We start from the raw sequence: 26,353 nt of genomic DNA, 5'->3' as shown, positions 1-26,353 counted from the left end.
CACAAACAAGATACCATTAAAATTAAAAGCTATAAAAGAACAGACCGTTTCAAAGCTAGCTTTGAAACGGTCTGTGAATCTATTAACTTAGTCCAATAATCTGTAACGCTTATTTAGGACTAGTCAATTATGTCTTATTTTGTTTGTCGGGTGAATTTAATGAAATCGCGCTGAGCCTTTACCAGGTTAACGGTGTGCAGCAGCAAATGCTCAATTTCAGAGATTACTTTGAAGAACAATTGTGAATTCCGGGTATTTACCATCTTGTTTTTGATCCGCTTGATCTGCGATTTTTCAATTTTACTGAGCAAATCCAGAATCGTATCACGCTCTTTAATAACATTATTCAAATCCTCAAAGTCTTCCTCTTTCACGATGTGCAATACATAATTAAAAAAAGTATCGACTTTACCTGAAAGTTCTGCCAACTGACTTACTTGCTCAGCGACGAAGGGTTTGTGGTTATTTTCGACATGCTTGATCAAAGGCTCCAGCATAAAATGCACCGCATGGGCCATCTCGCGCTGATGTTCAACCATCTGAACATAAAAATGACCGGTATCCAGAGTTCCCCCGGTAATTTTATTAATGGTGGTATACACTTTGTCTTTGTTGCGCTTTGCTTTTTTCGAGAAAACCTCACAGGCTTCTTTGGCTTTTTTCAGCTCCTGTAAATCTTCGCGCAGAAAACCTTCAATTCCCATGGTAAGCACCTGGTTACTGGCAACAACCGCTTTTACCACTTGTTTCGAACTTTTCTCAATGATCTGTTCTTTGGCATCCTCATCCAGAATATCTTCTTCCTCTTCAGCAGCCAGCTTTTGCGTGCGTTGATTAAAAAACAATTGTGTACGAATAACCATAAATATAGCGACCCCCACAAATACAAAGATCATAAAGGTGCCGCTCACCGAAATCAAAAGCGCAATAATTCCCGAGAGCGTAAAAGCGCTAATGGCCGTCAGAAACCACCCGCCGATCACCGAAAACACTCCCGACACCCGATACACCGCAGTTTCGCGATCCCACGCACGATCGGCCAGCGAAGTACCCATGGCCACCATAAACGTTACATATGTGGTGGAAAGCGGAAGTTTGAGCGAGGTTCCAATGGCAATCAGGATACTGGCAACTACCAGGTTTACAGCCGCCCGCAATTTATCGAAGGCCGGCGCATCGGGATCTTCTGCATCGTAATACGAAAAAGGCTCGAAGCGCGACCGGACAACATTTGTCACTCCCGATGGGATAAACCGAAGCAAATGATTATTAAAACGCGTGGAAGTACGCACCAAAAAACGTGCAGCCAACGAGGAATCGAAGCGTTCGGATTCTCCTTCGCTTTGCCGCGACAAATCGACCGTTGTGGCAACCACCGAACGGGCCTTTCGTGAAAAAATCAGTGTCAGGATCATAACCAATCCCGCAATGACCAGCATATAGGTTGGGGTACCCACTTTCCCCGCGAGCATACTCATTCCAAAACCTTCGGGAGCACCAGCTCCGGAAGCAACCCACGCTTTAAAAGAATTGTACCCGGCCAGCGGCACCCCGATGAAGTTCACCAGGTCGTTGCCCGCAAAAGCCATTGCCAGGGCAAAGGTGCCGATTAAGACAACCAGTTTCAGAATTTTGACTTTAAATACTGTATGTAAAAGCTGTAGCGCTAATGCCCAGAAAAAGAAACCATAGAGCATGATCTGAAAAGTATTGCCTTTCAGCCATTCCTGAACAGTAATTCCGGATTGAAGCTCCAAATCGGCGTAGGATGAACCTTTCATCCCTTTAATCAGCATAAAATACGTGATCGCCGTAATCGCCAGGCCACCGAAAACAGCCCCCATGTATTTCATGGGGCCGCGGTATCTGAACGAAAAAACCAGGCGTGAAAGGTATTGCACAATCGCCCCCACGGTAAAGGCAATAAACACCGAAACCAATATCCCCGAAATGATGGCCAGCGCCTTCCCCGAGTTAATGTACTGCGACAGTTCCATCATGATGGAGCCTCCGGCCATTTTAATTTTTACCGCCGAAACTGCGACTGCAGAGCCCAGCAATTCAAACACAATGGAAACCGTGGTTGAAGTCGGCATCCCAAATGTATTGAACAAATCCAGCAAAATCACATCGGTAATCATCACGGCTACGAAAACCACCATAATTTCGGAGAACATAAACATTTCGGGATGAAAAATCCCTTTTCGTGCCACTTCCATCATTCCATTCGAAAAAGTGGCCCCCACCAACACACCCAAACTGGCCATCAGAAATATCAGCCATTTGGGAGCAGCCTTTGAGCCGATGGCAGAATTCAGAAAGTTTACAGCGTCGTTACTGACTCCAACAATCAGGTCTGAAATGGCTAAAGCAAACAATACAACTACCAGTACCAAGTAAAAATTTTCCATAATTTTCTATTTAACCATGGCTTCTTTAACATCTGGCTTTCTTGTTTCCGTCGATCTGAACTTATTTTGTATCCGTTTATTCAGGGACTATTTGGATCCCGGTGACCCAACATTTTGCCCCCACTTTCACCTACAGGAAGAACCTTCCAAAACTGCTCCGGAAATTCGGAGCGTGTCGCTATTAAACATCAGTCCGGGATTCTGACTTTTATACTTTACTGCCATATCTTTTTTCCTGTAGCAACAACGATTTTCTAAATTTAATGACTTCCCAGCGGATTCAAAATTTCTTTTCGAAATATTCCCTTTCACCTCAAAAAAATATTTGTGAATGTTTTATTCCCGAAGAATTATTGTAACACAAGCCATTACTGCTTCGAACAGGAACACATTTTCATCAACCTTCGCTCTTGTGATTTGCCTGCCGGAGGGCGATGCAAACGGCTATATTGATGCCAGTCAGCCGCTTACATTAAAAAAACATTAACTAAGCTTAAAATTACTGTTAATCAATCACTAACAACTTTTTTTTACCTTTAGGATCACGATTTTATCATAGTTTAGCGCACGCAAAATTCGATAATCAAAGTATCACACAAATATGAAGACCTATTCATCAAAATTTCTATCGGCCATCGTATCATCGGCACTTACCATTCTGGCGCTCATCATTGCCCTGCTTGTTTATCATTACGGGCAACAGCTGCTGGTTGTCATTATCCCGGTGATTCTGTTCTTTGTGGCCACCTATTTTTCCATACTTTTCATCATCCGAAAATATGTAATCGACCGGATTAAACCCATTTACAATACCATTCGCGATCTTCCTTTAAGTGGAAAGAAAATGGATGAAAAAGTACTCGACCCCAACAGTCTGCTGTTAAATGTGAAAACCGAGGTGGAGGAATGGGCAAAAACACAGTTGAAGGAAATCGAACGTTTGAAAGAACTTGAAAAATACCGCAAAGACTTTGTAGGCAACGTTTCACACGAGCTGAAAACGCCGATTTTCAACATTCAGGGTTATGTGCTCACACTGCTTGAAGGCGGTTTGGACGACCCTAAAATCAACAAACTGTACCTAAAACGTACGGAAAAAAGCATCGACCGAATGGTATCGATCGTTGAAGACCTTGAGTCGATCACCAAACTCGAATCGGGGGAATTAAAGTTAAACATGACACGCTTCGACATTGTAAAAACGGTGGAAGAAGTGATTGAAATGGAACACTGGCAGGCTTCTGAAAGCAAAATTTCGGTACAGATCATCAATAAACCTGACCGCCCGGTGTATGTAAAAGCCGATAAAAAGAGAATGTTGGAAGTGATTACCAACCTCGTTGTAAACGGCATTAAATACGGGAAAAAGACAGGAAACGTTAATATATCGTTCCACGACCTGGAGGATAACATTATTGTGGAAATTGCTGACGACGGCATTGGAATCGAGAAAAAAGACCTGCCGCGCATATTTGAACGTTTCTACAGGGTCGACAAATCACGTTCGCGCGAACAGGGTGGAACCGGACTCGGACTATCGATCGTGAAACACATTATCGAAGCCCACAACCAATCCATCAACGTCAGAAGTGTGATAGACAAGGGCACCACCTTTAATTTTACACTTGAAAAAGCCAAATAATAACCTAACTTTGTCTTAATAATAGTGTAAACATACGTTAATCGTTTATTAACGACGGGCACTTATCTTTACAAAACAAATTTTACTTGTTATGAGCGAAAATCAGTTTAAAGTTCTTTTGGTCGACGACGAACTCGATATTCTCGAGTTCCTGAGCTACAACCTCGAGAAAGAAGGGTATATTGTTTATACCGCAAAAAACGGTATTGAAGCGCTTGAAATAGCCGAAAAAGAAACTCCGAACCTGATTATTCTGGATGTAATGATGCCCGAAATGGACGGTATTGCAGCCTGCGAAGAACTGCGCAAAATACCATCGCTGAGCAGCACCATTATCGCTTTCCTGACCGCCCGCGGAGAAGACTACTCGCAGATTGCAGGATTTGAGGCCGGAGCCGACGACTACATTACCAAACCGGTTCGCCCGAAAGTATTGGTTAGCCGCGTAAAAGCACTGCTTAAACGAACTGGAGAATCAACACCAGTTCCGGTTGAAGTTGTTGATTCGAACACCGTAACCATCGGAAATTTACTGATCGACAAAGAACGGTACCTGATTCGCATTGGCGACAATGAAATGATTCTTCCGAGAAAAGAATTTGAATTGCTTTCGCTGCTGGTTTCAAAACCCGGAAAAGTGTTTACCCGCGAAGAAATCTATTTCTCGGTTTGGGGCGAAAACGTTGTTGTGGGCGACCGCACCATCGATGTTCACATTCGTAAGCTGAGAGAAAAAATCGGGAACAACCACATCAAAACGCTAAAAGGAATCGGCTACAAATTTGTGGAATAGCCCAACAATCAGAAAAATAAAATAACGATTGATAAATGCCCTGTCCGGATTGGATGGGGTTTTTTATGACAGGCAATCTGTTCTCAGTTATTGTTTATTTTCCGGCTTATGCCGTTTGAAAAACACATGTTCTGAAAGCCTTAAAAACAGGGCCTTTTAAGCGTACCCAAAAAACACGCTACATTTTTCCAAAAACGTAACGTCTTTTTTAAAAAAAGACACTTCTTTTTTCTAAAAAGATGCCGTGTTTTTTTTGAAAGAGATGCGTAATACGTAAAACGAAGGGCTAAAAGCAATGCTTTTCGATCTGATCACACAAAATAAACTACAAGATAAAGCACCAAAAATCCAAGGGAATAACCGGCAATAACCTGCCAGATGTTGTGGCGCGACAATGCTAAACGGGCAGTACCCACCAAACCCGAAACCAAAATAATGATCAGCAGCGAATAAACCGGGTTAAGACCGTAGCGGAACGACAGGGCCAGAAAGGTTCCGGTCAATCCGCCCAAAGCCGCCATATGGTTACTTATTTTCCACTTAAACGAAACCACCAGCAATGCAACAATCACCAGCACACTGGCCAGCATGTAAAGTTTTAACACCGGGAAAACCGATACTTTCCCCAACAGTACGAAACCCAGGTAATAAAATACTGCCGAAGCCAGCAGCGGCAGAATGCGATCGGTACTTTTGAGCATGTTGATGTCGAACTTTGTATTCAGCGCCAACAGCGAAACCATCAGCATCGGAAGAATACAAGTGGTGAAAAACACTACCAAAAGAATAAACCGCTTGGCCTCCCACGATAACATCGAAAAGTAAAAACTGGAATTCAACAACAAAAGAATTCCAAGTGTGGGCACAACAACCGGGTGAAACAGGATGGAGATTATTTTGGCTAATTTTGGATGCATATCAGAGTTCTTTTCGCAAACGTGCCACCGGAATATCCAGTTGTTCACGGTATTTTGCAACGGTTCGGCGCGCAATGTTGTACGATTTTTCTTTCAGAATAGCCGCCAGCTTTTCATCGGTCAAAGGTCTGCGCTTGTCTTCATTTTCGATGCATTCCTTAAGAATCTTCTTGATTTCGCGCGTCGAAACTTCTTCTCCATCGTCCTTCTGCATGCCTTCAGAAAAGAAATATTTTAGCGGATAAATTCCAAAATGCGTTTGAATGTATTTGCTGTTCGAAACCCTTGAAACGGTTGATATGTCAAGATTTGTTCGCTCTGCAATGTCTTTCAGGATCATCGGTTTAAGCCTGGCTTCATCCCCGTCCTGGAAAAATTCGCGCTGGAAACTGATAATTTCCGCCATGGTAAGCAACAAAGTGGTTTGCCGTTGCTGAATGGCATCGATAAACCATTTGGCCGAATCTATTTTCTGCTTTACAAAAAGTAAGGCTTCCTTGTCGTTCTTTTTTGACTTCTGGCTTTCGCTCATGGTTTTGAGCATTTCCTGGTAGGTTTCGTTGATGGTCAACTCGGGAACATTGCGCTGATTCAACGACAAACTGAGTTCTCCGTCTATGTTATCCAGGATAAAATCAGGCACAATGTGCTGATTTGCTTTGTTTAAGGGATTACTGTACGAACTGCCCGGCTTCGGATTTAGTTTTAATACGTGGTCGATACCGGTTTTCAACTCTTCTTCGCTAAGCTCCAAACGGGCTTTTATTTTATCGTAATGTTTTTTGGTAAACTCATTAAAGAAATCCTTAACGATGGTTTTTGCCAGGCTGTAATCGTCTCCCTCTTTCCGGTCGAGCTGAAGCAACAAACACTCGCGCAAATCGCGGGCTCCAACCCCGGGAGGATCAAAATCGTGAATCACGGTCAGAATTTCTTCCAGTTCTTCTTCCGAAACATCCAGGTTCATATTAAACGCCAGATCGTCGCTGATCGACATCAGGTCGCGACGCAGGTAACCATCATCGTCAATGTTTCCGATAATGTATTCGGCCAGCTGCTGTTGCCGCTCGGTAAGATCGGACAAACTCAGCTGCTCGGTCAGAGATTCATGAAACGATGTTCCTACAGAAAACGGGACATCGATGTACTTATCGTCTTTCGAATAATTGTTGGTGTTGAGCTTATACGTTGGAATTTCGTCGTCTTCGTAGTAATCATCCAGCGTAAACTCTTCATTGTCCACATCCCGGTTATCGTCCTGGTCCTGCATATCCGGTCCTTCGTCGCCCGACTGATTATCTGACTCAAGTTCCAGAACAGGATTTTCTTCCAACTCTTTTTTGATGCGTTGCTCGAGTTGCATAGTAGGGATTTCCAAAAGCTTGATCACCTGTATTTGTTGAGGCGACAGCTTTTGGAGAAGCTTTTGCTGTAGTGTTAGTTTTTGCTCCATATCCCAAAATTAGCTGCGATAAATTTAATACTTTTTTTGGAGCAACATCTCTACAAGCTCTTAGAACTCGGCATTTTTTGGTGTCCTTGGGAAAGCGATCACGTCGCGGATGTTCCCCATTCCGGTGACAAACAGAATAAAACGTTCAAAACCCAGTCCGAAACCGCTGTGAACCACCGACCCAAAGCGACGGGTATCGAGGTACCACCACATTTCGTCAACCGGAATATTCATTTCGTTCATACGGGTTTCCAGTTTCACCAGGTCTTCTTCACGCTGCGAACCACCAATGATCTCGCCAATCTGCGGAAACAGCACATCCATTGCACGAACGGTTTTGTTGTCGTCGTTTTGCTTCATGTAGAAAGCCTTGATGTCTTTCGGGTAATCCGTCAGAATAACCGGACATTTAAAATGCTTTTCCACCAGGTAGCGTTCGTGTTCGCTTTGCAGGTCAATTCCCCATTCCACCGGGAACTGGAACTGGTTCTTCTTATAAGGTTTTGAATTCTTCAGTATATCGATGGCCTCGGTATAAGTGAGGCGGATAAAGTCGTTATCCAGCACAAACTGCAGTTTCTCGATCAACGGCATTGAACGCTGATCCTGCGGCTTGTTTTTTTCTTCCTGTTCCAGACGATCCGCCAAAAACTTCAGATCGTCCATGCAGTTATCCAGCGCATACTTAATACACGATTTCAGGAATTCTTCGGCCAGATCCATGTTGTCTTTCAGATCGTAAAAGGCCATTTCAGGCTCAATCATCCAAAACTCGGCCAGGTGGCGGGTGGTGTTTGAGTTCTCGGCACGGAAAGTTGGTCCGAAAGTATAAATCTCGCCCAGCGCCAAAGCTCCCAGTTCTCCTTCCAGCTGCCCTGAAACGGTCAGGTTGGTTGGACGGCCAAAAAAGTCTTGCGAGTAATCAATGGTTCCTTCTTCGGTTAACGGAGGATTCTTGGCATCGAGTGTCGAAACCCGGAACATTTGCCCGGCTCCTTCCGCATCGCTCGCAGTAATAATCGGGGTGTGCAGGTAATTAAATCCTTTTTCGTTGAAATATTTATGAATGGCAAAAGCCATGGCGTGACGAATGCGGAAAACCGCGCCAAAAGTATTGGTACGGAAACGCAGGTGCGCATTTTCGCGCAAAAATTCGAGCGAGTGTTTTTTAGGCTGAATCGGAAATTTCTCCGGATCGGCTTTGCCCAGCAATTCAATTTCTTTGGCATTCAGTTCGATGTTCTGTCCGCTACCTGCCGACTCAACCAATGTTCCGGTAACTGCCAGCGAAGCGCCGGTGTTGATCTCGCGTATCAGCGCTTCATCAAAACTTTCAACATCTACCACAATTTGAAGATTATGGATCGTGGAACCATCATTTAAAGCGATAAAATTTACGTTTTTACTTCCCCGCTTTGTTCTTACCCAACCTTTGGCTACAACTTCGTCGCCAGCCTTTCCACTTTTTAAAATCTCTTTAATTTTCAAACGTGCCATGATGTTTTTATTTTCATTCAAAAAACCGGGATGCAGTCCGTCTACTAATCATTCTGATTGTTAGAAGCATTCAGACTGTACCTGTCTGTTAAAATTTAAGTCTACAAATTTATATTTTATTGGAAATAATCGGAATCCACGAGTGATTTTCAAGCATCTTTTAATAATGACTAAATATGACGTTATTTCCCATCTAAATTGTAACTTGCGTTTTTTAAACATTTGTGCTATTTAAAATGAAGCCAACTGTAACCTTCTCAGTAAAAAAACCACCTCCCTCCCACAAGTTTTTTTTCGAAGATGTGTCAAACACATGTTTAAAACAATGAAGTTCACAAAAGAAGATCAACGCATAACATTACGTCATTAAACAGTCAAAATACGATGAAAATTACGGGAGAAATAAAAATCAGCGACAATGGTTTTGTTTTCAATTCCAGAACCGGTGATTCATTCAATCTGAATCCTTTCGGGCTGGAATTACTGAAGAACATTGAAACAGGGAAAGACTTCGATCAGATAAAAAACGACGTGCTCGACCGATTCGACATTGACGACCTGACATTCGAAAAAGATTTTTACGAATTCTGCGCCTTGCTAAAGCATCATCAGATTATCTCGCAGGACGATCCGCTTGATTTCAAATAAACGCCATGAGTAAACAAAAAATTACGATAGCGGTAACGGGCCTGAACAATACGGATAATCCGGGTCCGGGAGTTCCGGTAATTCGCGGAATTAAAGAGTCGACCGTATTCGACGCCCGCATCATCGGACTGGTGTACGAAAACCTGGAACCCGGTATTTATATGGAAGGATTGTGCGACCGCATTTTCCAAATTCCCTATCCCTCATCCGGCTCCGACGAACTGATTGAGCGGATTGAAGCCATTCACAGTTCGGAAAAGATTGATGTGCTGATTCCGAATTTCGATGCCGAGCTCTTTTCTTTTATGAAAAACGAAGAACGCCTCGCAAATCAGGGCATCCACACTTTTCTGCCGGGGCTGAAACAATTCCAGGAACGGGAAAAGGACAAACTCGAGGAATTCGGCAAAAAATACGGGGTAAAAGTTCCCGGAAGTTTGAACATGGGAAGCCTTTCGCAAATTTCCGACCTGGAGGCTAAATTCGATTACCCGGTAATGATAAAAGGCCAGTTTTACGATGCCTATGTAGCCCAAAATGATGAGCAGGTGAAACAATTTTTTCATAAAATTTCGGCCAAATGGGGTTTTCCGGTCATTGCCCAGGAATTTGTAAACGGAACCGAAGTAAACGTGATCGCATTGGGTGATGGGAAAGGAAATACCGTTGCTGCCGTTCCTATGCGCAAACAATACATTACCGACAAAGGAAAAGCCTGGGGCGGCATTACCCTGGCCGACGATAAAATGATGGAACTTACCCGCAACCTCATCCAAAAAACCAAATGGAGGGGCGGCATGGAACTCGAACTCATCAAAACCAACAAAAGCGAATATTACCTCATTGAAATAAATCCGCGGATACCGGCCTGGGTTTACCTCGCCGTGGGTGCCGGGCAAAACATTCCAGAGGCGCTGGTAAAACTGGCGCTTGGACAAAAAGTAGAGCCAATGACCGAATACAAAATCGGAAAAATGTTTGTGCGCTATTCCTACGACGCCATTGTGGACCTCGAAAAGTTCGCCGCCATTTCAATGAACAAAGAAATTTAAAACAGAAATCAAGATGAAAAAATTAGCATACGAAAAACCCGTTATCAGCAAAATTACCGCCGGTGTCCCCAATAAATTCGGATTGCCGACCAAACTTAAAACCATTTCAGCCATTGATGGCATCGCAGTTGAAAAACTCATGCAAGAATACGGTTCTCCGGTGTTTGTCATTTCCGAAAAAACCATTCGTGAAACATATGCCGATGCCAAACAGGCTTTTGAAACGCGCTATCCGAAAGTGCAGTTTGCCTGGTCGTACAAAACCAATTACCTCGATGCCGTTTGCAGCATTTTCCACGACGAAGGTTCGTGGGCCGAAGTGGTTTCAGCTTTTGAGTTTGAAAAAGCGCTTTCGCTTGGGGTTAACGGATCAAACATCATTTTTAACGGTCCCGAAAAATCAGCCGATGACCTGAAGCTGGCGATTAACCACAATGCCTGTATTCACATCGATCATTTCGACGAGCTGTATTTGCTGATAAAAGTGACTCGCGAACTCAATAAAAAAGCAAGGGTCGCCATTCGAATAAATCTGGATGCCGGAATTTACCCAATCTGGGACCGTTTCGGTTTTAACTACGAAAACGGAGAAGCCTGGAATGCCATTAACCGGATCATGCTGGCAGAAAACCTTGACCTGATCGGGCTGCACACGCACATTGGCACCTATATAATGTCGGCAAATGCCTATGCCATTGCGGCTTCCAAACTAGCTAACTTGTACATGGCCACTCACCGCAAATTTGATCACTGGCTGAAATACGTCGATCTGGGCGGTGGTTTTGCGTCAAAAAATACGCTGAAAGGTGCTTACATGCCGGGCACCGAAACCTGTCCGTCGTTTGACGAATATGCAGAAGCCATTTCGAATGCCTTGATTTCATCCGAGATCCCACACGAAAATTTGCCGGTGTTGTTCCTCGAGACCGGCCGTGCCCTGATCGACGACGCGGGCTACCTGCTCACCACAGTACTGGCTAACAAACGCTCCACACATGGTCGTCGCACCATGGTAATCGACGCGGGAGTGAATCTGTTGTTTACCTCTTTCTGGTACAATCTGGGTATTTATCCCACAAGGGACTTGTCGTCGCATGTGGAGGAAAGTACGATTTACGGGCCGCTGTGTATGAACATCGACGTGATTCGCGATGCCATTAATTTCCCGCAGGTGAAAACCGGAGAAAGACTGGTGATTGAACGGGTGGGCGCTTACAACATGACCCAGTGGATGCAATTTATCACTTTCCGCCCGAATGTGATATTGATCGATCTCGATGGGCAGCCCCACATCATCAGGAAGAAAGAAGAACTGGCCTCGTTGCAAAATTTCGAACAAAATCCTAAAAGATAAAAAGCATGCCGCTTCCCGTTGTCAACAGAAAAGAAATGCTGAACTCGGTATTGAACAGCTATTCGCAGGTGTTTTTCTCGAGCTCAAAACTTCTGGCGGTGCTACTCATCATTATCAGTTTCTTTGACTATGGCGCAGGCATCGGCGGACTGCTGGCGGTGCTGGTGGCTAATACACTGGCATGGGGACTTGGCTATAACCGCTACTTCATCAGCACGGGTCTGTACGGCTACAATGCCTTACTCGTAGGGCTGGGAGTTGGCCTGTTCTACCAGCCTTCTCCTGAAGTGTTTTTGCTGATCGGAATTGCGGCGGTAGTTACTTTTTTCATCACCATCGTTTTTCAGGGAGTGTTGTACAAATACGGTCTGCCGTTTTTGAGTATCCCTTTTTTGTTCGGAATCTGGATCGTAGCATTATCCGGGAGCGACTTGTCGGCACTGAACATCAGTGAGCGAGGCATATATACTTACAATGAACTGTATTCGATCGGCGGGCAAAGTTTTGTCAATTTCTACGATTTTCTTGAGAATAACATTCGAAGTTCATTCATTCGAATCTACTTTCATTCATTGGGAGCAATTTTCTTTCAGAGCCACTTGTTAGCCGGAATTATTATTTCAATTGGCTTGCTGATATACTCGCGAATTACTTTTGTTTTATCGCTGCTCGGCTTCACTGTTGCCTACCTGTTCTACCACATTGTGGGCATCGAATTCAACTCGCTGGGCTACACATTTATCGGATTCAACTATATCCTGACTGCCATTGCACTGGGAGGTTATTATCTGATACCCGGCAGGGTGAGTTATGCCTGGATAATTTTGATGCTTCCCGCAGTGGTGCTGGTCACTACCAGTACGCAGCAAATCTTTTTACTGCTTAGAATATCTGCCTATTCGCTTCCGTTTAACATTGTAGTGCTGATGTTTCTGTACGCATTGAAACTACGTGAAAAACGGCCACGCAAACTAATGGAAACACCGGTTCAACTCGGAAATCCGGAGAAAAACCTTTATCTGTATTCGGGGAACCTGAAACGTTTTCCGGCCGCTTTCCCGGTTTCTGCCAGTCTCCCATTTTTTGGCGAATGGACCGTAAGCCAGGGGCACAGCGGAGAATACACCCACAAAGGACAATGGAAACACGCCTGGGATTTTGTAATCACCGACCGGAACGGACAACAATTTAAAGGATCAGGCGATTATCATGAAGATTATTTCTGCTTCGGTAAAGCCGTTGTTGCGCCTTTTGACGGAACCGTTGTTGAAGCGGTGAATCATGTGGAGGACAATACAATCGGTGACGTAAATACGCGGGAGAATTGGGGAAATACGGTCATCATCCAACACAACGATACACTGTATGCCAAACTAAGCCATTTAAAATATCATTCGCTGGAGGTAAAGGCAGGCGACCAGGTGAAAAAAGGCCAAATAATTGGGCGCTGCGGAAACTCAGGCCGTTCGCCCTACCCACACCTGCACTTCCAGTTTCAGGAAACACCCTATATCGGTTCGGCTACATTCGATTATCCGTTTGGCAATTACCTCTTAAAAGAAAGTAACGGCTATACGCTCAAAAATTTTGATTTCCCTGAAAAGGATGTCATCGTGGTAAATCCTGCCAAAAATGAAACCCTTGCCAAAGCCCTTCACTTCATCCCCGGGCAGCGGATAAAAGTGGCCATTGAAGTGGATTCAGCAAAAACCAGATGGAAAAACATGGCCGGAGAATATTTGTGGCTTGTGCAAACCGATGTGTACAACAACACCTACATTGAATGTGAAAAGGATGACGGAGTTGCTTACCTCTATAACGACGACGAACTCCACTATTTCACGAACTATACAGGAACGCGGTTCTCTCCGCTTTACTGGTTTTTTATCGCGCTGTTTAAAGTCCCCACCCGGTTTCTTCCCAACAGTAAGATTCAGGATGTTATCCCGGTAAACCTTATGTTTTCAGGCCCCTTAAAATTTCTGCAGGATTTTATAGCTCCCGTTTATCTATTCCTGAATACCAGCTACCAGCTAACCATGAAAGATGCCGGAGACATTCTTTCGTCGGGCGACATTGAAATGGAGGCCAGTGTCAGTAAAAATATTCTCGGAAAATCGGTGCGTTCGTACGAAATCGGTGTGCGGATAAACACCGGGAATCAGATTGAAATAAATGTAATTTTTAACGAAGCCAAGATCAAACTAACATGTCAAAACGAATTGGAATCACTTTAATATTTCTTTCCGTTTTGTATGTGCTGAATGCGCAGCAAAAATGGAACTATCCCGCAGTGGATAAGAAATCGTATGCACTTTTTCTGCAAAAGGATTGGAAACACTTGATTGCTTTTAACGACTCGGCGCGTCAAAACGGGATCGATTATTTCAACCTGCAGGCCCGAACCGGGATCGCCTGGTACAACCTGGGGAAATACCGAAAATCGACACCGTGGTTTGAAAAGGCCTGGAAAAACGATCAGCAAATGGAGTGGCTGCAGGAATACCTGTATTACAGTCTGCTGTTTTCGGGAAGATCGACCGAAGCCGGAAGAATCGCTAAAGATTTTACGGTCGGCCTTCAGGAAAAAATCAATTACCGGAGGATGCAGCCGCTGCGGCTGGCATTCGAAGCAGGATTCAGCTTTAATCCTGATTTTGGCCAGCTGCAAGCCAGCCAAATGCATAACGGAGCCGGCGTTGGCAGCGACTATGGCGAGGGATTTCTACTGAAGAACTACTACTTTGGATCGCTGGACTACAGTCACCGGATTGCACCGGGCCTGAACCTGAACCACAATTTCACCTACCTGGGCGTAAACCGTGAGGAACAGCTGCTTTGGGGATCGAATTACAACTTCCCGATGGACATTAAACAGTACCAGTATTTTCTAAGCCCGCATTTTGCACTCGGGAAATGGTATTTTTCTCCGTCTCTAAATTTAACATGGGGAAACTACGACCTGATTTTAGGCAATTACGATCCCAACACATTTTATACTGTAACAAGAAAGTATTCTGATTTTATTTTCTCCACTTCTATGTGGACACACTGGGGAAACATTTCGCCCGGAGCAGAAATAAATCTTGCCAACATCAACAACAGTAGTTTTACACAGGCATCAGCGTGGATGACTTTTTACCCGTTGTCGAATTTGCGGCTTTACCTTACGCCGCGGGTATATTTCAAAAGCGATGCTGAAAATAGTTTTAGCTACAATACCTTCGGTTTATCGGGTGGTTTTCAGCTGGGACAATTTCATTTCTACGGCAATTACCTTGATGGAGAAATGGAAAATTTTGTTGAATCAGGAGGTTATGTCATCGGCAATTTCCCCGGACACTCCACCCGCAAATTTATGGGTAGCATTTATTTTCCTTTTGCCAAAAAATACCAATTTGTGGTACGTTACATCAACCAGGATGTAATCGAGAAATATCAGGTCTATCGAAATCTCACTCGGGATAACTTCATTGAATACAGTTATATCAAACAAACCATTACAGCAGGAATCTCATGGAACTTTTAAAAAGAAAATTATTCGCGTTGCTGATACTTTCAACAGCAGCTGTTCAGCTATTTGCTCAAACCAACCAACAAGCCCTTGAAGCGGCTTTTGGGAAAAGCTACGAACTGGAAAAAACAGGCGATTTCTCGGCCTCAATGGATCCTTTAAAACAGGTTTACGATGAATCATCGTACGAAATCAACCTTCGCCTGGGATGGCTGAACTACAATGCCGGTCTTTTCGACGAGTCCATTATTTTCTATTCCACCGCACAAAAACTAAAACCTTATGCCGAAGAAGCACGCTTTGGCCTGATTTTGCCACTGGCAGCGCTGGGCCGTTGGAGCGAAGTAATTGGCATCTACGATAAAATTCTGGAAATCAATCCAAACAATACAATCGCCATGTACCGCCTCGGACTGGTTTATTACGGCCGGAAAGATTACAACAAAGCTTATCCGCTCTTTAAAAAGGTAGTCGACCTGTATCCCTTTGGCTACGATGGTCTTTTGATGTTGGGCTGGACCTCATACTTTCTCGGAAACTACAACCAGGCCAAGGTACTGTTTAACAAAGTTAAGCTTTACAATCCCGGCGATGCTTCGGCGGAAGAAGGGCTGAAACTCATCCAATAAAAATATCAACCCATGAAGAAATTAATCCTACTCTTCGTTTTTGCTTTGGCTTATTTTTTCAGCCAGGCGCAGGTAACTCTGGATCACACCTACAACTACTCAGCAACTGTGGTAAAATTCGAAACCCTCGGTTACAAGTACTACCTCATGGATGTTCCGCGTGCTGAATGCCGCATTTACAACATGGATCATTCGCTGTACAAGACCATTGCATGCACGGTTCCATCGGGCTGCTATCTGTATGATATTAAATTCCTTTCTGAAAAAACCTTCGACAACGATGCCGGAATTGAGCTGCTTTATTCGTATTACAAATATTATCAGGAAGCGGAATATTACGACTACGACACCCGTATCATCAACGAAGACGGCAGCGAAATTGTATTTATCGACGGGGCACTTTACAATTACATCAACAAAACCGGTGAAGACGAGTACAAGCTCTTTTCGTATTGTTACATTTTATCCGGTTTCCCGGAGGTAATCTGGACCAACATTTATTCGTTGCCCGGAGCTCCGGTTCTCAATGCCTCCATTCAGTCATCAAGTGAAGACTGGTCGTTGACTGCCTATCCGAACCCGGGAAATGAGATGGTAAAAGTGGCTTATTCGCTGCCCGCAAATGCATTTTCGGGAACCCTTCACCTGGTTGATCAATCGGGACGACCGATCCATCAATTTATTGTTGATCGTTATTCCGATCATCTTGATTTAAACGTTTCCACGATGGCCAGCGGAGTTTATATGTATTTTATTGAATCGGAAGGACAAAAGTCTACAACACAGAAACTGGTCGTGCAATAAAGATTGGTCAGCTTTATTTTTGTTGTTCAATACCCCACTCAAATTCAGCGATCGATAACCGGGCTACACCAGAACCCGGCACAATATGGCCAAGCCTTTGAACAAGTCAGGGATAAGTATTCTTGTCACAAGAAACGGATCAGTTGTTCCAACATCCGTTTTGTTTCCCGCGATTTCGAAATTGCTTTCCGCCCTGCTGCTTGCAATTATTTGAATGGGGCGTAGCATTGATACAATTGCCGCGATTTCCGCATTGGATGCTTGTACCCACTATGGCCGAATATATTTCCGCATCCAGCACCGTTGGAACATATTCCAAATCTCTCCACGACAATTGCCGGGTAAACGCCCGTATATGATTTTCTGATCCGCGTAACAAATTGGAATAAACGGCAGCAATGGCATCGTTCGAAGAGGTTTCAATAAGTTCTTTTAGATCGAGAATATCCACTTCTTCAATATACGCCCCAACTTCAAGTGCTGCCAGTAAAGATTCACTCCCCCGGCTTACGAGCGAGTCGTAAAGCACAGCCAACTCCCGGTTTTTGAACCTCCCGGCTTCCGGAAATGCCGGATCATTCAGCTCAAATGTTTCCAGTAAATAGCCCATTGCATCGAAATGCCTGCTTTCGCTGCCCGAGATGTTGCTGAACGGCTGTAACTGCCATTTATCGTACAACAAAGTATAAACATCGTGCGCCAGTTTCTCTTCTTCACGCATCAGTAAAATCCCTTCTTTCTCAGAAGCTGATATTGAAACACTCTGTGAATACCCGCTTAACTGCAATACGAGGAAAAGCACGTTTGCCAAAGTGAATATTATTGTCTTCATAATCTGAATATTTGTTTTGAGTTAGACACTTTTAGTCGGAAAAACTTGTGCAAAAAAAAGCTCCGGATTTTCACCCGAAGCTTTTGAAACTATCTCTTAACTTAATGTGTGTTCGCTTAGATCGAACTCACGTTAATTACTAAAGCGGCATGCTCCCCGCCCGGCCTGGTTCCAGCCCCGATTCGACCGGGCATTAACACAAGCGTTTCCCTGTCCGCGACCACGTTTGCCTCCGTTGCCGTTTCCCCGGCCAACGTTTTGGCTTTTCCCCGTTCCGGCATTCGCCTGCAGCTCATCATATCTTTTTTGCTGATCTTCGGTAAGAAGTTCCCTTACTGCGTTGCGATGGGCTTCCACGGTTTTAAGCATCTCGGTTCTGATTTCGCTTTTCTCAACAGCATTGGTAGTGGAACGGCGTTTAGTCTGCAGCTCATCCATTGTTTCCCAATGCTTTTCATTCATAGCCTTGATCTGCGACTGTTGGTCTTCGGTTAAATCCGAAATGTAGTTTAAACAGGTTCCCTTTTGCTGGTTTACATTCCTGTTTCCTTGTCTGCCTCCCTGACCAAATGCGGTAGAGGTGCTTAGCGCCAGGGCAAAGAACACCCAGGCAATCTTTTTTAAGTTGCACGATTTCATTGTCTTACGATTTAAATGATTATGACTTTTATTGATTCCGTTACGTCGTTTCGAAACGGGTTTGATATTTTACAGAATTTATTTTAACGATCATTTCCTCCCCTATGTCTGTGCCCCCGCTGCGGCAATGCAATTTCTTCTTTCGACTTCGAAACTGAGAGAAAGATCTCTTTCAGTTTTTCCTGCTGATCGCTGTCACAAATGGCTTTCATCTGCAGGTAGTAGTTCATGGTAATCTCTTTCAGTTCCGAATGGTGACCTCCAACTTCCTGAGCAATTGAGTCGAGTCTTTCCTGCGACGGCGACTGTTTTCCCATTTCTTCAACCATTTGAAGACGCAACTCCTCCAGTTCATCCGATTCCTTGCGTGCACTCCGGTTAAATTCACGGTTCAGTTCCCGAAAAACATCCAACTGGTCCGGGCTCAGGTTAAGCTGTTCCCTGAAAAAACGTGTTCGCTGTTCCGAAGGAATTTCTTCCTGCTGTATACTTACTTCTGCAGCAGCCTTTGTTTCCTGATGTCGGTGATACCAGAACGAAAGTCCCATGGAAAGATTGGTTGCCACCAGAATCACGATGATCCAGATAAGTATGCGGTATGTATTCCTGGTCCTCATAACTTACTCCATTAAAAAGGTTTCCAAAGGTTCCACATCCATTTCATTTAAATAAGGAACCATTTCCTGCTCAGCAGTAAACGCCGACCCTGTTTTTGCTCCTGTGGCACCCATTTTTACTCCTCCGTAAACGCCCAAAATCAAAACAATGGAAAAAGCCACGGGCTGAAGTACCCGAACCAACACTGAGCTGCGGATTCCGCTAAGCTGAATTTCTGAAGGACGATCGAGTTTGGCTTTTACACGTGTATAGAAATAAGGATTGACTTCCGAAACTTTTTCTGTTTCCAAAATACTGAGTGTCCTTTTCATTTCTTCGGCGAAAAGAGCGCAATCCGGACAAACAGCCAGATGTTCCTGAACCGCTTTCATTTCCGGTTCCGGAAGCTCTCTCTCGAGAAAGAAAATTAGTTTGCTATGTGCTGCCTTGCATTTCATTCTTTTCAGTATTTGTTTATATGACACATTCATTCTTAAAAACTTGCGCTACATACACTTCTTTTTGTAGCATTGGTATAGTTTCTTTTGAAGGTTCTTTTTTGCCCGAAACAACAGCGATTCCACCGAGGAAACTGACATTTCCATGACTTCAGAAATCTCCTGGTAAGAAAGATCTTCGTACTTGTTCAACGTAAAGGCTACTTTCTGGTTTTCGGGCAGACTGTTAATCGCCCCGTACAAAATAGCTGCCCGTTGTTTGTTCTCCATCTCGTATCCGGGATTGTCTGCCGCGGAAGACTCAACCTGAAAGAGCTGGCGGCTTTTGGCCTCTTCATCTTTTTCAAACGACTGGAACCATTTGTGTTTTTTATTGTCGCGAATGTGGTTTAACGAACGATTAACGGCAATCCGGTACAACCAGGTAGAAAGCTTGGAATCGGCGCGGAACTGCTGAATAGAACGGTAGACCTCGATAAAAACGTCCTGTGCAATGTCTTCGGCATCTTCACGATTATGAACCATCCCGAAACAGGTGTTAACCACCAGCTTTTGGTGGCTCTCAACCAGTTTCCGGAAAGCTGCTTCGCTGCCCTGCTTAAGCTGTTCTATGATTTCCTGATCCGACATTAGCTCCCGAAAATTACAATAAATGAAGGTTAGTTTTCATTATTTTGAAATCAAATTGTACACATCGCGCGGGGGAATATTATTGTTTTCTCCAATGGTCCGAAGCGTCTGACCTTTCTCAGCTTCAATGTTGTTTTGTTGTAAAACTGCGAGCATTTCGTCGACACTTTTCCCAAGTTCTGAAGCAAAGTCTTCCAGCGTTTTGCGTCCAACACCGGCTCCCTGCATGGAATTTCCGGCCGGTTTCGAAATAATTTCGTAGATCTCCATTGGTGTAGTACCATTGGCAACGGCTATTTCCTGCAACGATTGCGAATGAACATTTTCAAAGCTGATTTTGTGGTTGTTCAGTTTTCGGGTAATTACTTCCACCGAATCAAGTTTTAGTTGATCCGACAGTTCAGCCAGTGTTAGCAATTCGGCGTGCGGAACGGGTGCCCGCTCTTCGGTTTTTTCCCACGAGTTGGTGAGATCTTCACCCAGCGCCATCACATTTTGGAAGGGTGGCAACGAAAATACTGTTCCAAATAAAAATACCAGTACCACAACAGTTGAAAGCAGTAATTCGCGTTTTCTGCCAAAACTACCAGTGGCCTTCGACCTTAGGTAGGAAAGAAACACTCTCCAGTTGGCCGAGAAAAGATGAAAAACAGACAAGACGATAAAGCCCAGCGAGAACACCGTATGAATGGATTGCCATTCTTCTTTTGAAAATCCCCACAATGTCCAGTTTACCCAATGCGCATAACGTCCGGGAGGCGAAACATACAAAACTATTCCCGAAACAAGGAGAACAACCATTGCGTAGGTAAGCCCAAAGCTTATAAACGCACGCCAGCTAAATTTATTCATCTTACAATTGAAATTAAGTTCTCATCAACCGTAAGACACCGGCATCTGAAAAAACTTGCGCTCTTATTTTGAAGTATCTGATTTTTGATCGTGATAAGGCGATTCGAGCTTTCTGCCGCGGTACACAAAACGCTCCGACATGAGTTTCAAAATTTCGTTAGCCGTACTTTCAATAGGCTTATTGGAAACATTGATGACGGTAAAGCCTCCCTTGTCGAACACAAACATGGCATTCCGTATCTCTTCGCGCACTGCGTTCTGATCGACATACGAATCACTGCGATGGTTGTTCCAGCCTTGTATGCGTTTCATACGGTGGGCAATCAACTGACCGGCTCCGATGTGTAATCCAAAAACCCGGTTCGGATCGATTTCAAAGAGCTCGTCGGGAGGCTGAACACCGGGAACCAGGGGAACGTTGGCGACTTTCCAGCCATACATGGCCAGGTAAACACTGAGTGGTGTTTTTCCGGCACGCGAAACTCCGGTGAGTACGATTTCAGCCTGTCTCAGCCTTTGGGGGCCCATGCCATCGTCGTGCGAAAGCGTATATTCAATAGACTCTATCCGGTCGAAATACTGCTGATTCAGCTCGCGGTACAAACCCGGATGCTGCAAAGGCTCCACATTCAGGGTCCGGTCCAGATAGCGGGCCAAATCGCCCATCAGGTCGATTACTTCCACATTAAACTCGTTGGCCAGTTCGTTGATCCTTTTCCGCAAAAAAGGATTTACCATGGTGTGCGTGATAAGTCCGCCTTCGCTTTTGGCGCGCATTACCACATCAAATACCATATCTTCCGTATTCACTCCACCAATGATTTCTACCGGAATTTTGTTATCGGGATATTGGATCAGTATCGATTGAAGTAAATTATTTCCGGCAATTCCGCGACCACCGGAAACAACATAGATAGGGGCGTTTTTTTTCATTTTCATCGGTTATAATTGTTTTATTTCAACGGCTTTGTCTGGAATTATCTCCCTTTATTTTACGGAGCACTCCCGTACATGCTTTCATTCGTTTTGGTTGATGTGAAACGAAATTCAGCATGACTCATTCCATCCTCACGCGCGTTGCATGGCTTTACTACTGTTTCTTAAAAACACGCAAATCAATGCAGTGTTCTACAAATATGACTCTACTTACCAACTTTTTCCAAGAGATTAGTCAGGATTGAGCGTCATTTTGAATTTTGCAGCCTTTTCTACTTCTGTTTTACTGAAAGGATCGGCATGATACTGATTCTGCAAATACATTTCGGTTTGATCAAGATAGAACTCGCTGGCCGGAATTCCGCTTGTCCCGGTCGGGATAATGGTTTCCGAACGATCCCAGTTTCCGGCATCAAAAATATGCCGCTCCGAAGCGCCGTGGTTCGTTTTATACAGGTTGCGGAAAGAATAGGCGTACGGGCAAACCGTGTGATAACTCCCCGGAACCGGGAATGGCCCGCGATTCAGCTTTAACACTTTGTTCAGCGCATTTACCACGCCCAGCGGATGTTTCAGGGTAATCGTATGAAGTTTTCCCCATTGCCACTGTTCGACATCTGTTCCAAGTTCCCCGGAAAGATCCTGCACGGTTTCAGCAAAGGCCTGCTGCACCACATCATCCAGGTTTTCTTTCCCGGGCGTATTTTTATTGTCGATCCACACAGAATTCTGATCGGCAAGCACATTCATCAACAAGTTCTCCAAAAGCATTTTTTCACCTTTCATCTTTTCAAACAACTCCGAAGAAAGATCATCTTTTACGAGGTTCTCCATCACTTTTCGGTATAACACTTCAAATACCGACGCCGCCTGGCTTTCACGTGTTAACTGAAAATCCCAGGCAAGTAATTTATCCAAAGCTGCTTTTTCGGTAGCCGACCAATCTGCTTTCGTTTTCAACGAAGCGAGAAAAACCGGTGTCATACGTTCCGCCGTTTTCGATTTTACATCGGCATGCATGGCTTTAAAATCATCCACACCCAGCTTTTCTTTTGCTTCCAGCATCTCGCGAATACGATCAATGCGGCTTGGCGTAGCAAACCAGTGACTGATGTAATACGGATAGCCATCGGGTACCGTTTTGTTGTTGGCCGAAGAAACATAGCCTCTTTCCGGGTTGTATTCGTAAGGTAGTTCTTCAAAGGGAACCAGTCCCTTCCAGTCGTATTTGCTGCTGTCGCCGGGATAAATTTCAATGCCCGAGCCTTCACGAAGCGGAATACCGGCAGTGCACTGCAAACCAATATTCCCATCCACATCGGCATACACTACATTCTGACTCACCGAAATAAAAGTGCTCATTGCATTGCGAAAATCATCCCAGTTCTTTGCCCTGTTTACCAGGTACACCGTTCGGATCTCGTTACTCATTTCGTTCCCCAGCCAACGAATCGACAAAGGCATTTCCTTTTCCTTTTTCATGCGGTTCACAATCGGGCCGCGATGCGTAAACTTCAGTTCGGTTTGAATGGAATCTCCCTCTTTGGTTTTTATGATTTCGGGTTGAATGATCAGGTCTTTCCAGGCTCCGTCGAACCAGTATTTGGTGGAGTCTTCGTTGAGTTTTTCCCGGTAAAAATCAAGATCATCGAGCATTACATTGGTCATTCCCCAGGCAATCCGGTCGTTGTGCCCCGCAATTACAAAAGGCTGCCCCGGAACCACAACACCTGTAACATCCAGTTTCCCTTCAACTACCTGGTGCATTTGGTACCAAATACCCGGAGCAAACAAACCGAGGTGCATATCGTTGACCAGCAAAGGCATTCCGGTTACACTTTTTTTACCGGCAACCGCCCAGTTGTTGCTGCCGTTAAATATTTCGATCCCCATATCTTTCAACTTCTGAGTGGCTGAAAGCAAGGAGGAACCTGCATCAATCCGGTTATTTCCGAATGCTTCAAAAACGGTTGTCGGGTGTTTGTCCAGATCGGGGATCATTTCTGCGATCATTGAATCGGGTACTTCGGCCCTGAGCTGATGCAAAAAATATTCGGTTCCCCATCCCATCGATAAATCCCACGACATGTAGCCAATCAGGTTAATGGAATGCACCGGTTTCCACCACTCGGGCTGGTAACCCAGCACCCTAAATTCAGGAGGAAGCGGAAACTGTGCGATATACTGATTCACGCCGTCGGAAAACGCCTGAAGCGCCGACACAACTTCGGGATCGGACTGTTCCAGAATTTTTTGCGACTTTTCCTGAATCCGCAAAGCGCGCATCAACAAATCGGTTTCTGCCTGGTCTTTCCCTAAAATTTCAGACAAACGCCCCTGTGTAACGCGTCGCAGCAAATCCATCTGCCACAAACGGTCCTGCGCCATGGCAAACCCTACGGCCCGGTATAAATCGGAATCTGATTTTGCATAAATATGTGGAATTCCGTGCTCATCGCGAAATACTTCTGTTTCCGACTTCAAACCGTATAAAATAAAGCTTTTGTTGTAGTCGGGAACTGCAGCCTTTTTTAAGTATTGAACAAAAAAAACACCCGCGATAAGTGCGAGTACGATCAAAATGAACAGCGAAAACAAGACACGCTTAATGATTTTCATAAAGAATGGATTAGTATTTTTTCACCCGATGAATGAATCTTTTTTATATTTAAGCTTAAAATTAGATCAAAATAAACGTATGAAGAAATTAATCATCCTTTTTTTCCTTGCAATTTATGGTCTTGCAGGATTTGCCCAGGAAGCCGACAAAATAGTTGGAATCTGGTGGAATGAAGAAAAAACATCAAAAATTGAGATTGAAAAGAAAGACGGGAAGTTTATTGGCACCATCGTTTACATGATTCCTGAAAAATATGTGAACGGAGAAGCGCCAAAAGACGATAAAAATCCGGAAGAAAAACTTCGCGAACGTCCGCTGGTCGGAGTCCATATCCTGGATGGATTTGTGTACAATTCCGAAAACAAAGAGTGGAAAGAAGGAAAAATTTACGACCCGAAATCGGGCAAAACCTACGATTGCTATGCCTGGTTCGAAAACAATGATCTGCTGAAACTCAAAGGTTTTGTAGCCGGTATTCGCTGGATGGGCAAAAGCTCGGAATGGTATCGGACAACGCTTTAGTTCAGAGTTCAGAGTTTAGAGTTCAAAGTTCAGGGCTCAAAGCTCAGAGTTCAAAGTTCAAAGCTCAGAGTTCAGTCGTCAAAGATAAGGACTACACTAATACATTATTTTTTACGAAAAATTGGCTTTTGTCCCGGATCTGGTTGGCAGATAACAACCTTTTCCAAAGCTTGGAACTTTGGAAAAGATAAAAAACAACGCGGGTACCCGCCCGGCGGAGGTTGAAGTAGTCGATGCTACAACCAAAGAACTCGTTGTTTGAGTTCAAGAGGTCGTTGTTGTACCCCGAGCGGTTATTGTTACAACTCAAGTAGTTGTTGCGAAGGTCAAACCTGACATTGTTTCAGATGAAGTATTTATTGTTTGAATCAAACCTGACAATGTTTCGTCTAAAATGCTCATTGCGAAGGTTCAAGTACTTATTGTTTCAATCTAAACAGTCATTGTTTAAACTCAAGTGGAGGTTGTTTAAGTTGAAGTGGTCATTGTTTGAAATCAAGTGGAAGTTGTTTAAGTTGAAAAGGTCGCTGCAGCAACCAAAGCAGGCATTGTAAGCGGTTACTCAGAGCTCGTGGCTCGCAGCTTTTAATTTGTCCCCATTGGGGGGCGAGGAATTCAGGCGGCATTGACACCGGAATGACGGAGGGGGTGTTCCGGATACTCAATGCTGGATTCCGGATACCCGATTCTTTACTCACTCTAAACCCTAACCCTGAACTTTGAACTCTGAACTCTGAACTCTAAACTCACCTACCCTGAAACCTGCACATCGAATCCGGCATTTCGGACGCGGTCTGCAATTGCGTTTAGTTCTTCCAAAGAAACTTTCTGAAGCGTTTCCACCGGAGTGTCGCGGGCAATGGTGTAGATCATCACCTGCCGCGGTTTGATTTGTTTCAACAATTCAAGCCAGGCTGCAATTTCCTTTTCGGTGGTATTATCGATTACCTCCCCTTTAAAACTTCCGCGGATAAACATGGTTTGGATGATCACTTTCCCTTCGAAGGCAATCAATTGTTCAACGGTCCGCTGAAGATCAAAAGAAGCCTTCGGGCAATCGATGCTTTTTACAGTTTCTGCAAACGCCGAATCCAGTTTTTGTATGTTGTCTTTTATTTTGAGCAAGGCATCAAAAACCGGCTTCCGGTGAATCATCGTAGCGTTGGAAAGAACAGCAATCCTTGCGTCAGGCGCTAAATGATCCCGAAGCTCAATGGTGTCGTCAATGATTCCGGCAAACTCGGGATGAAGCGTTGGTTCTCCGTTTCCGGCAAAAGTAATTACATCGGGCAACTGTCCTTCGGCAGCCATTTCCCGTAACTTGGTATCCAAACGGGCTTTTACCTCTTCGCGTGCAGGAAGCGATACTTTCTCTTCGTATTCTTTAGGGTTGAATCCACATTCGCAATAAATGCAATCGAACGAACAAACTTTTGCCTGGGTAGGCAGCAGGTTAATCCCCAGGGAAACACCCAGCCTGCGGCTCTTTACCGGGCCGAAAATTATCTTATCAAATAAAAAAGTTGCCATAAAAAGAGTCCCGTCTCTACAAA

23 protein-coding genes are annotated in these 26,353 nt (G+C 44.4%); 10 read left to right on the top strand and 13 right to left on the bottom strand.

The window, feature by feature from the left end; all coding sequences use genetic code 11:
* Nucleotides 1-134: 134 nt before the first annotated feature.
* Nucleotides 135-2,411: an inorganic phosphate transporter gene (locus MR764_RS06025; protein ID WP_247978502.1), complete on the bottom strand. Its 2,277-nt coding sequence runs from the start codon at nucleotides 2,409-2,411 to the stop codon at nucleotides 135-137.
* A gap of 601 nt (nucleotides 2,412-3,012) precedes the next feature.
* Between MR764_RS06025 and MR764_RS06020 the strand changes: the two genes are divergently transcribed.
* On the top strand, nucleotides 3,013-4,053 hold the full coding sequence (locus tag MR764_RS06020; RefSeq protein ID WP_247978501.1) for an ATP-binding protein: 1,041 nt from the start codon (nucleotides 3,013-3,015) through the stop codon (nucleotides 4,051-4,053).
* 91 nt (nucleotides 4,054-4,144) lie between these two features.
* Nucleotides 4,145-4,846 (top strand): response regulator transcription factor, encoded by a 702-nt coding sequence (locus MR764_RS06015; RefSeq protein WP_247978500.1) that lies wholly within the window; start codon nucleotides 4,145-4,147, stop codon nucleotides 4,844-4,846.
* 311 nt (nucleotides 4,847-5,157) lie between these two features.
* Here MR764_RS06015 and MR764_RS06010 read toward each other — a convergent pair whose 3' ends face one another.
* The 3 genes from MR764_RS06010 to asnS are packed head-to-tail and all read right to left on the bottom strand — an operon-like array spanning nucleotide 5,158 to nucleotide 8,713.
* Nucleotides 5,158-5,763, bottom strand: coding sequence for a phosphatase PAP2 family protein (locus MR764_RS06010; protein ID WP_247978499.1), 606 nt, complete (start codon nucleotides 5,761-5,763; stop codon nucleotides 5,158-5,160).
* Between the two features lies 1 nt (nucleotide 5,764).
* On the bottom strand, nucleotides 5,765-7,216 hold the full coding sequence (rpoN, locus tag MR764_RS06005) for an RNA polymerase factor sigma-54 (RefSeq protein ID WP_247978498.1): 1,452 nt from the start codon (nucleotides 7,214-7,216) through the stop codon (nucleotides 5,765-5,767).
* Between the two features lie 60 nt (nucleotides 7,217-7,276).
* The gene (asnS, locus tag MR764_RS06000) at nucleotides 7,277-8,713 is read right to left on the bottom strand and encodes an asparagine--tRNA ligase (RefSeq protein ID WP_247978497.1); all 1,437 of its coding nucleotides are present in this window, start codon (nucleotides 8,711-8,713) and stop codon (nucleotides 7,277-7,279) included.
* 384 nt (nucleotides 8,714-9,097) lie between these two features.
* Between asnS and MR764_RS05995 the strand changes: the two genes are divergently transcribed.
* From MR764_RS05995 to MR764_RS05960, 7 genes are read left to right on the top strand one after another with little or no spacing between them, the layout of a single operon-like run.
* Nucleotides 9,098-9,361 carry a PqqD family protein gene (locus tag MR764_RS05995; protein WP_247978496.1) on the top strand — a complete coding sequence of 88 codons (264 nt, stop codon included), beginning with the start codon at nucleotides 9,098-9,100 and terminating at the stop codon, nucleotides 9,359-9,361.
* A gap of 5 nt (nucleotides 9,362-9,366) precedes the next feature.
* Entirely contained in the window at nucleotides 9,367-10,413 is a 1,047-nt protein-coding gene (locus tag MR764_RS05990; protein ID WP_247978495.1) for an ATP-grasp domain-containing protein, read from the top strand.
* A gap of 13 nt (nucleotides 10,414-10,426) precedes the next feature.
* The gene (locus tag MR764_RS05985; protein WP_247978494.1) at nucleotides 10,427-11,767 is read left to right on the top strand and encodes an alanine racemase; all 1,341 of its coding nucleotides are present in this window, start codon (nucleotides 10,427-10,429) and stop codon (nucleotides 11,765-11,767) included.
* 5 nt (nucleotides 11,768-11,772) lie between these two features.
* The gene (locus tag MR764_RS20230; protein ID WP_282189145.1) at nucleotides 11,773-14,004 is read left to right on the top strand and encodes an urea transporter; all 2,232 of its coding nucleotides are present in this window, start codon (nucleotides 11,773-11,775) and stop codon (nucleotides 14,002-14,004) included.
* Nucleotides 13,977-15,296, top strand: a complete 1,320-nt coding sequence (locus tag MR764_RS05970; RefSeq protein ID WP_247978493.1) for a hypothetical protein — start codon at nucleotides 13,977-13,979, stop codon at nucleotides 15,294-15,296. The genes MR764_RS20230 and MR764_RS05970 overlap by 28 nt, the downstream gene beginning before the upstream one ends.
* Nucleotides 15,284-15,910 carry a tetratricopeptide repeat protein gene (locus MR764_RS05965; protein ID WP_247978492.1) on the top strand — a complete coding sequence of 209 codons (627 nt, stop codon included), beginning with the start codon at nucleotides 15,284-15,286 and terminating at the stop codon, nucleotides 15,908-15,910. The genes MR764_RS05970 and MR764_RS05965 overlap by 13 nt, the downstream gene beginning before the upstream one ends.
* Nucleotides 15,911-15,922: 12 nt before the next feature.
* Nucleotides 15,923-16,714 (top strand): T9SS type A sorting domain-containing protein, encoded by a 792-nt coding sequence (locus MR764_RS05960; RefSeq protein WP_247978491.1) that lies wholly within the window; start codon nucleotides 15,923-15,925, stop codon nucleotides 16,712-16,714.
* Nucleotides 16,715-16,853: 139 nt separating this feature from the next.
* On the opposite strand, the gene MR764_RS05955 is transcribed toward MR764_RS05960, so the two are convergent.
* From MR764_RS05955 to MR764_RS05920, 8 genes are all read right to left on the bottom strand, one after another.
* Nucleotides 16,854-17,546: a DUF2202 domain-containing protein gene (locus tag MR764_RS05955; RefSeq protein WP_247978490.1), complete on the bottom strand. Its 693-nt coding sequence runs from the start codon at nucleotides 17,544-17,546 to the stop codon at nucleotides 16,854-16,856.
* Nucleotides 17,547-17,678: 132 nt separating this feature from the next.
* Nucleotides 17,679-18,185, bottom strand: coding sequence for a hypothetical protein (locus tag MR764_RS05950; RefSeq protein ID WP_247978489.1), 507 nt, complete (start codon nucleotides 18,183-18,185; stop codon nucleotides 17,679-17,681).
* Nucleotides 18,186-18,268: 83 nt separating this feature from the next.
* Nucleotides 18,269-18,802: a periplasmic heavy metal sensor gene (locus MR764_RS05945; RefSeq protein ID WP_247978488.1), complete on the bottom strand. Its 534-nt coding sequence runs from the start codon at nucleotides 18,800-18,802 to the stop codon at nucleotides 18,269-18,271.
* Nucleotides 18,803-18,805: 3 nt separating this feature from the next.
* The gene (locus MR764_RS05940; RefSeq protein ID WP_247978487.1) at nucleotides 18,806-19,240 is read right to left on the bottom strand and encodes a zf-HC2 domain-containing protein; all 435 of its coding nucleotides are present in this window, start codon (nucleotides 19,238-19,240) and stop codon (nucleotides 18,806-18,808) included.
* A gap of 48 nt (nucleotides 19,241-19,288) precedes the next feature.
* A complete protein-coding gene (locus tag MR764_RS05935; RefSeq protein ID WP_247978486.1) occupies nucleotides 19,289-19,870 on the bottom strand; it encodes a sigma-70 family RNA polymerase sigma factor in 582 nt (193 codons plus the stop codon).
* 39 nt (nucleotides 19,871-19,909) lie between these two features.
* Nucleotides 19,910-20,722 carry a DUF4405 domain-containing protein gene (locus MR764_RS05930; protein WP_247978485.1) on the bottom strand — a complete coding sequence of 271 codons (813 nt, stop codon included), beginning with the start codon at nucleotides 20,720-20,722 and terminating at the stop codon, nucleotides 19,910-19,912.
* A 63-nt stretch (nucleotides 20,723-20,785) separates the two neighbouring features.
* A complete protein-coding gene (locus MR764_RS05925; RefSeq protein WP_247978484.1) occupies nucleotides 20,786-21,661 on the bottom strand; it encodes a pyruvate, water dikinase regulatory protein in 876 nt (291 codons plus the stop codon).
* A gap of 228 nt (nucleotides 21,662-21,889) precedes the next feature.
* A complete protein-coding gene (locus MR764_RS05920) occupies nucleotides 21,890-24,277 on the bottom strand; it encodes a penicillin acylase family protein (protein WP_247978483.1) in 2,388 nt (795 codons plus the stop codon).
* 79 nt (nucleotides 24,278-24,356) lie between these two features.
* Here MR764_RS05920 and MR764_RS05915 point away from each other — a divergent pair, with 79 nt between their 5' ends.
* The gene (locus MR764_RS05915) at nucleotides 24,357-24,800 is read left to right on the top strand and encodes a DUF2147 domain-containing protein (protein WP_247978482.1); all 444 of its coding nucleotides are present in this window, start codon (nucleotides 24,357-24,359) and stop codon (nucleotides 24,798-24,800) included.
* A gap of 750 nt (nucleotides 24,801-25,550) precedes the next feature.
* Here MR764_RS05915 and MR764_RS05910 read toward each other — a convergent pair.
* Nucleotides 25,551-26,330: a radical SAM protein gene (locus MR764_RS05910; protein WP_247978481.1), complete on the bottom strand. Its 780-nt coding sequence runs from the start codon at nucleotides 26,328-26,330 to the stop codon at nucleotides 25,551-25,553.
* Nucleotides 26,331-26,353: the final 23 nt, after the last annotated feature.

The sequence above is a fragment of the Maribellus sp. YY47 genome (assembly GCF_023111095.1).
GTDB lineage: Bacteria > Bacteroidota > Bacteroidia > Bacteroidales > Prolixibacteraceae > Draconibacterium.
This window is presented reverse-complemented; position numbering and strand designations above follow the sequence as displayed.

Excerpts from the sequence above, each read along its gene's own strand:
- MR764_RS05995 (WP_247978496.1), top strand. The coding sequence starts at position 9,098 with ATGAAAATTACGGGAGAAATAAAAATCAGCGACAATGGTTTTGTTTTC.
- MR764_RS05970 (WP_247978493.1), top strand. The coding sequence starts at position 13,977 with ATGTCAAAACGAATTGGAATCACTTTAATATTTCTTTCCGTTTTGTAT.
- MR764_RS05955 (WP_247978490.1), bottom strand. The coding sequence starts at position 17,546 with ATGAAGACAATAATATTCACTTTGGCAAACGTGCTTTTCCTCGTATTG.
- MR764_RS05925 (WP_247978484.1), bottom strand. The coding sequence starts at position 21,661 with ATGAAAATGAAAAAAAACGCCCCTATCTATGTTGTTTCCGGTGGTCGC.
- MR764_RS06020 (WP_247978501.1), top strand. The coding sequence starts at position 3,013 with ATGAAGACCTATTCATCAAAATTTCTATCGGCCATCGTATCATCGGCA.
- MR764_RS06015 (WP_247978500.1), top strand. The coding sequence starts at position 4,145 with ATGAGCGAAAATCAGTTTAAAGTTCTTTTGGTCGACGACGAACTCGAT.
- rpoN (WP_247978498.1), bottom strand. The coding sequence starts at position 7,216 with ATGGAGCAAAAACTAACACTACAGCAAAAGCTTCTCCAAAAGCTGTCG.
- MR764_RS05945 (WP_247978488.1), bottom strand. The coding sequence starts at position 18,802 with ATGAGGACCAGGAATACATACCGCATACTTATCTGGATCATCGTGATT.
- MR764_RS05965 (WP_247978492.1), top strand. The coding sequence starts at position 15,284 with ATGGAACTTTTAAAAAGAAAATTATTCGCGTTGCTGATACTTTCAACA.
- MR764_RS05990 (WP_247978495.1), top strand. The coding sequence starts at position 9,367 with ATGAGTAAACAAAAAATTACGATAGCGGTAACGGGCCTGAACAATACG.
- MR764_RS05930 (WP_247978485.1), bottom strand. The coding sequence starts at position 20,722 with ATGAATAAATTTAGCTGGCGTGCGTTTATAAGCTTTGGGCTTACCTAC.
- MR764_RS05920 (WP_247978483.1), bottom strand. The coding sequence starts at position 24,277 with ATGAAAATCATTAAGCGTGTCTTGTTTTCGCTGTTCATTTTGATCGTA.
- MR764_RS05940 (WP_247978487.1), bottom strand. The coding sequence starts at position 19,240 with ATGAAATGCAAGGCAGCACATAGCAAACTAATTTTCTTTCTCGAGAGA.
- MR764_RS05935 (WP_247978486.1), bottom strand. The coding sequence starts at position 19,870 with ATGTCGGATCAGGAAATCATAGAACAGCTTAAGCAGGGCAGCGAAGCA.
- asnS (WP_247978497.1), bottom strand. The coding sequence starts at position 8,713 with ATGGCACGTTTGAAAATTAAAGAGATTTTAAAAAGTGGAAAGGCTGGC.
- MR764_RS06010 (WP_247978499.1), bottom strand. The coding sequence starts at position 5,763 with ATGCATCCAAAATTAGCCAAAATAATCTCCATCCTGTTTCACCCGGTT.
- MR764_RS05910 (WP_247978481.1), bottom strand. The coding sequence starts at position 26,330 with ATGGCAACTTTTTTATTTGATAAGATAATTTTCGGCCCGGTAAAGAGC.
- MR764_RS20230 (WP_282189145.1), top strand. The coding sequence starts at position 11,773 with ATGCCGCTTCCCGTTGTCAACAGAAAAGAAATGCTGAACTCGGTATTG.
- MR764_RS05985 (WP_247978494.1), top strand. The coding sequence starts at position 10,427 with ATGAAAAAATTAGCATACGAAAAACCCGTTATCAGCAAAATTACCGCC.
- MR764_RS06025 (WP_247978502.1), bottom strand. The coding sequence starts at position 2,411 with ATGGAAAATTTTTACTTGGTACTGGTAGTTGTATTGTTTGCTTTAGCC.
- MR764_RS05960 (WP_247978491.1), top strand. The coding sequence starts at position 15,923 with ATGAAGAAATTAATCCTACTCTTCGTTTTTGCTTTGGCTTATTTTTTC.
- MR764_RS05950 (WP_247978489.1), bottom strand. The coding sequence starts at position 18,185 with ATGAAATCGTGCAACTTAAAAAAGATTGCCTGGGTGTTCTTTGCCCTG.
- MR764_RS05915 (WP_247978482.1), top strand. The coding sequence starts at position 24,357 with ATGAAGAAATTAATCATCCTTTTTTTCCTTGCAATTTATGGTCTTGCA.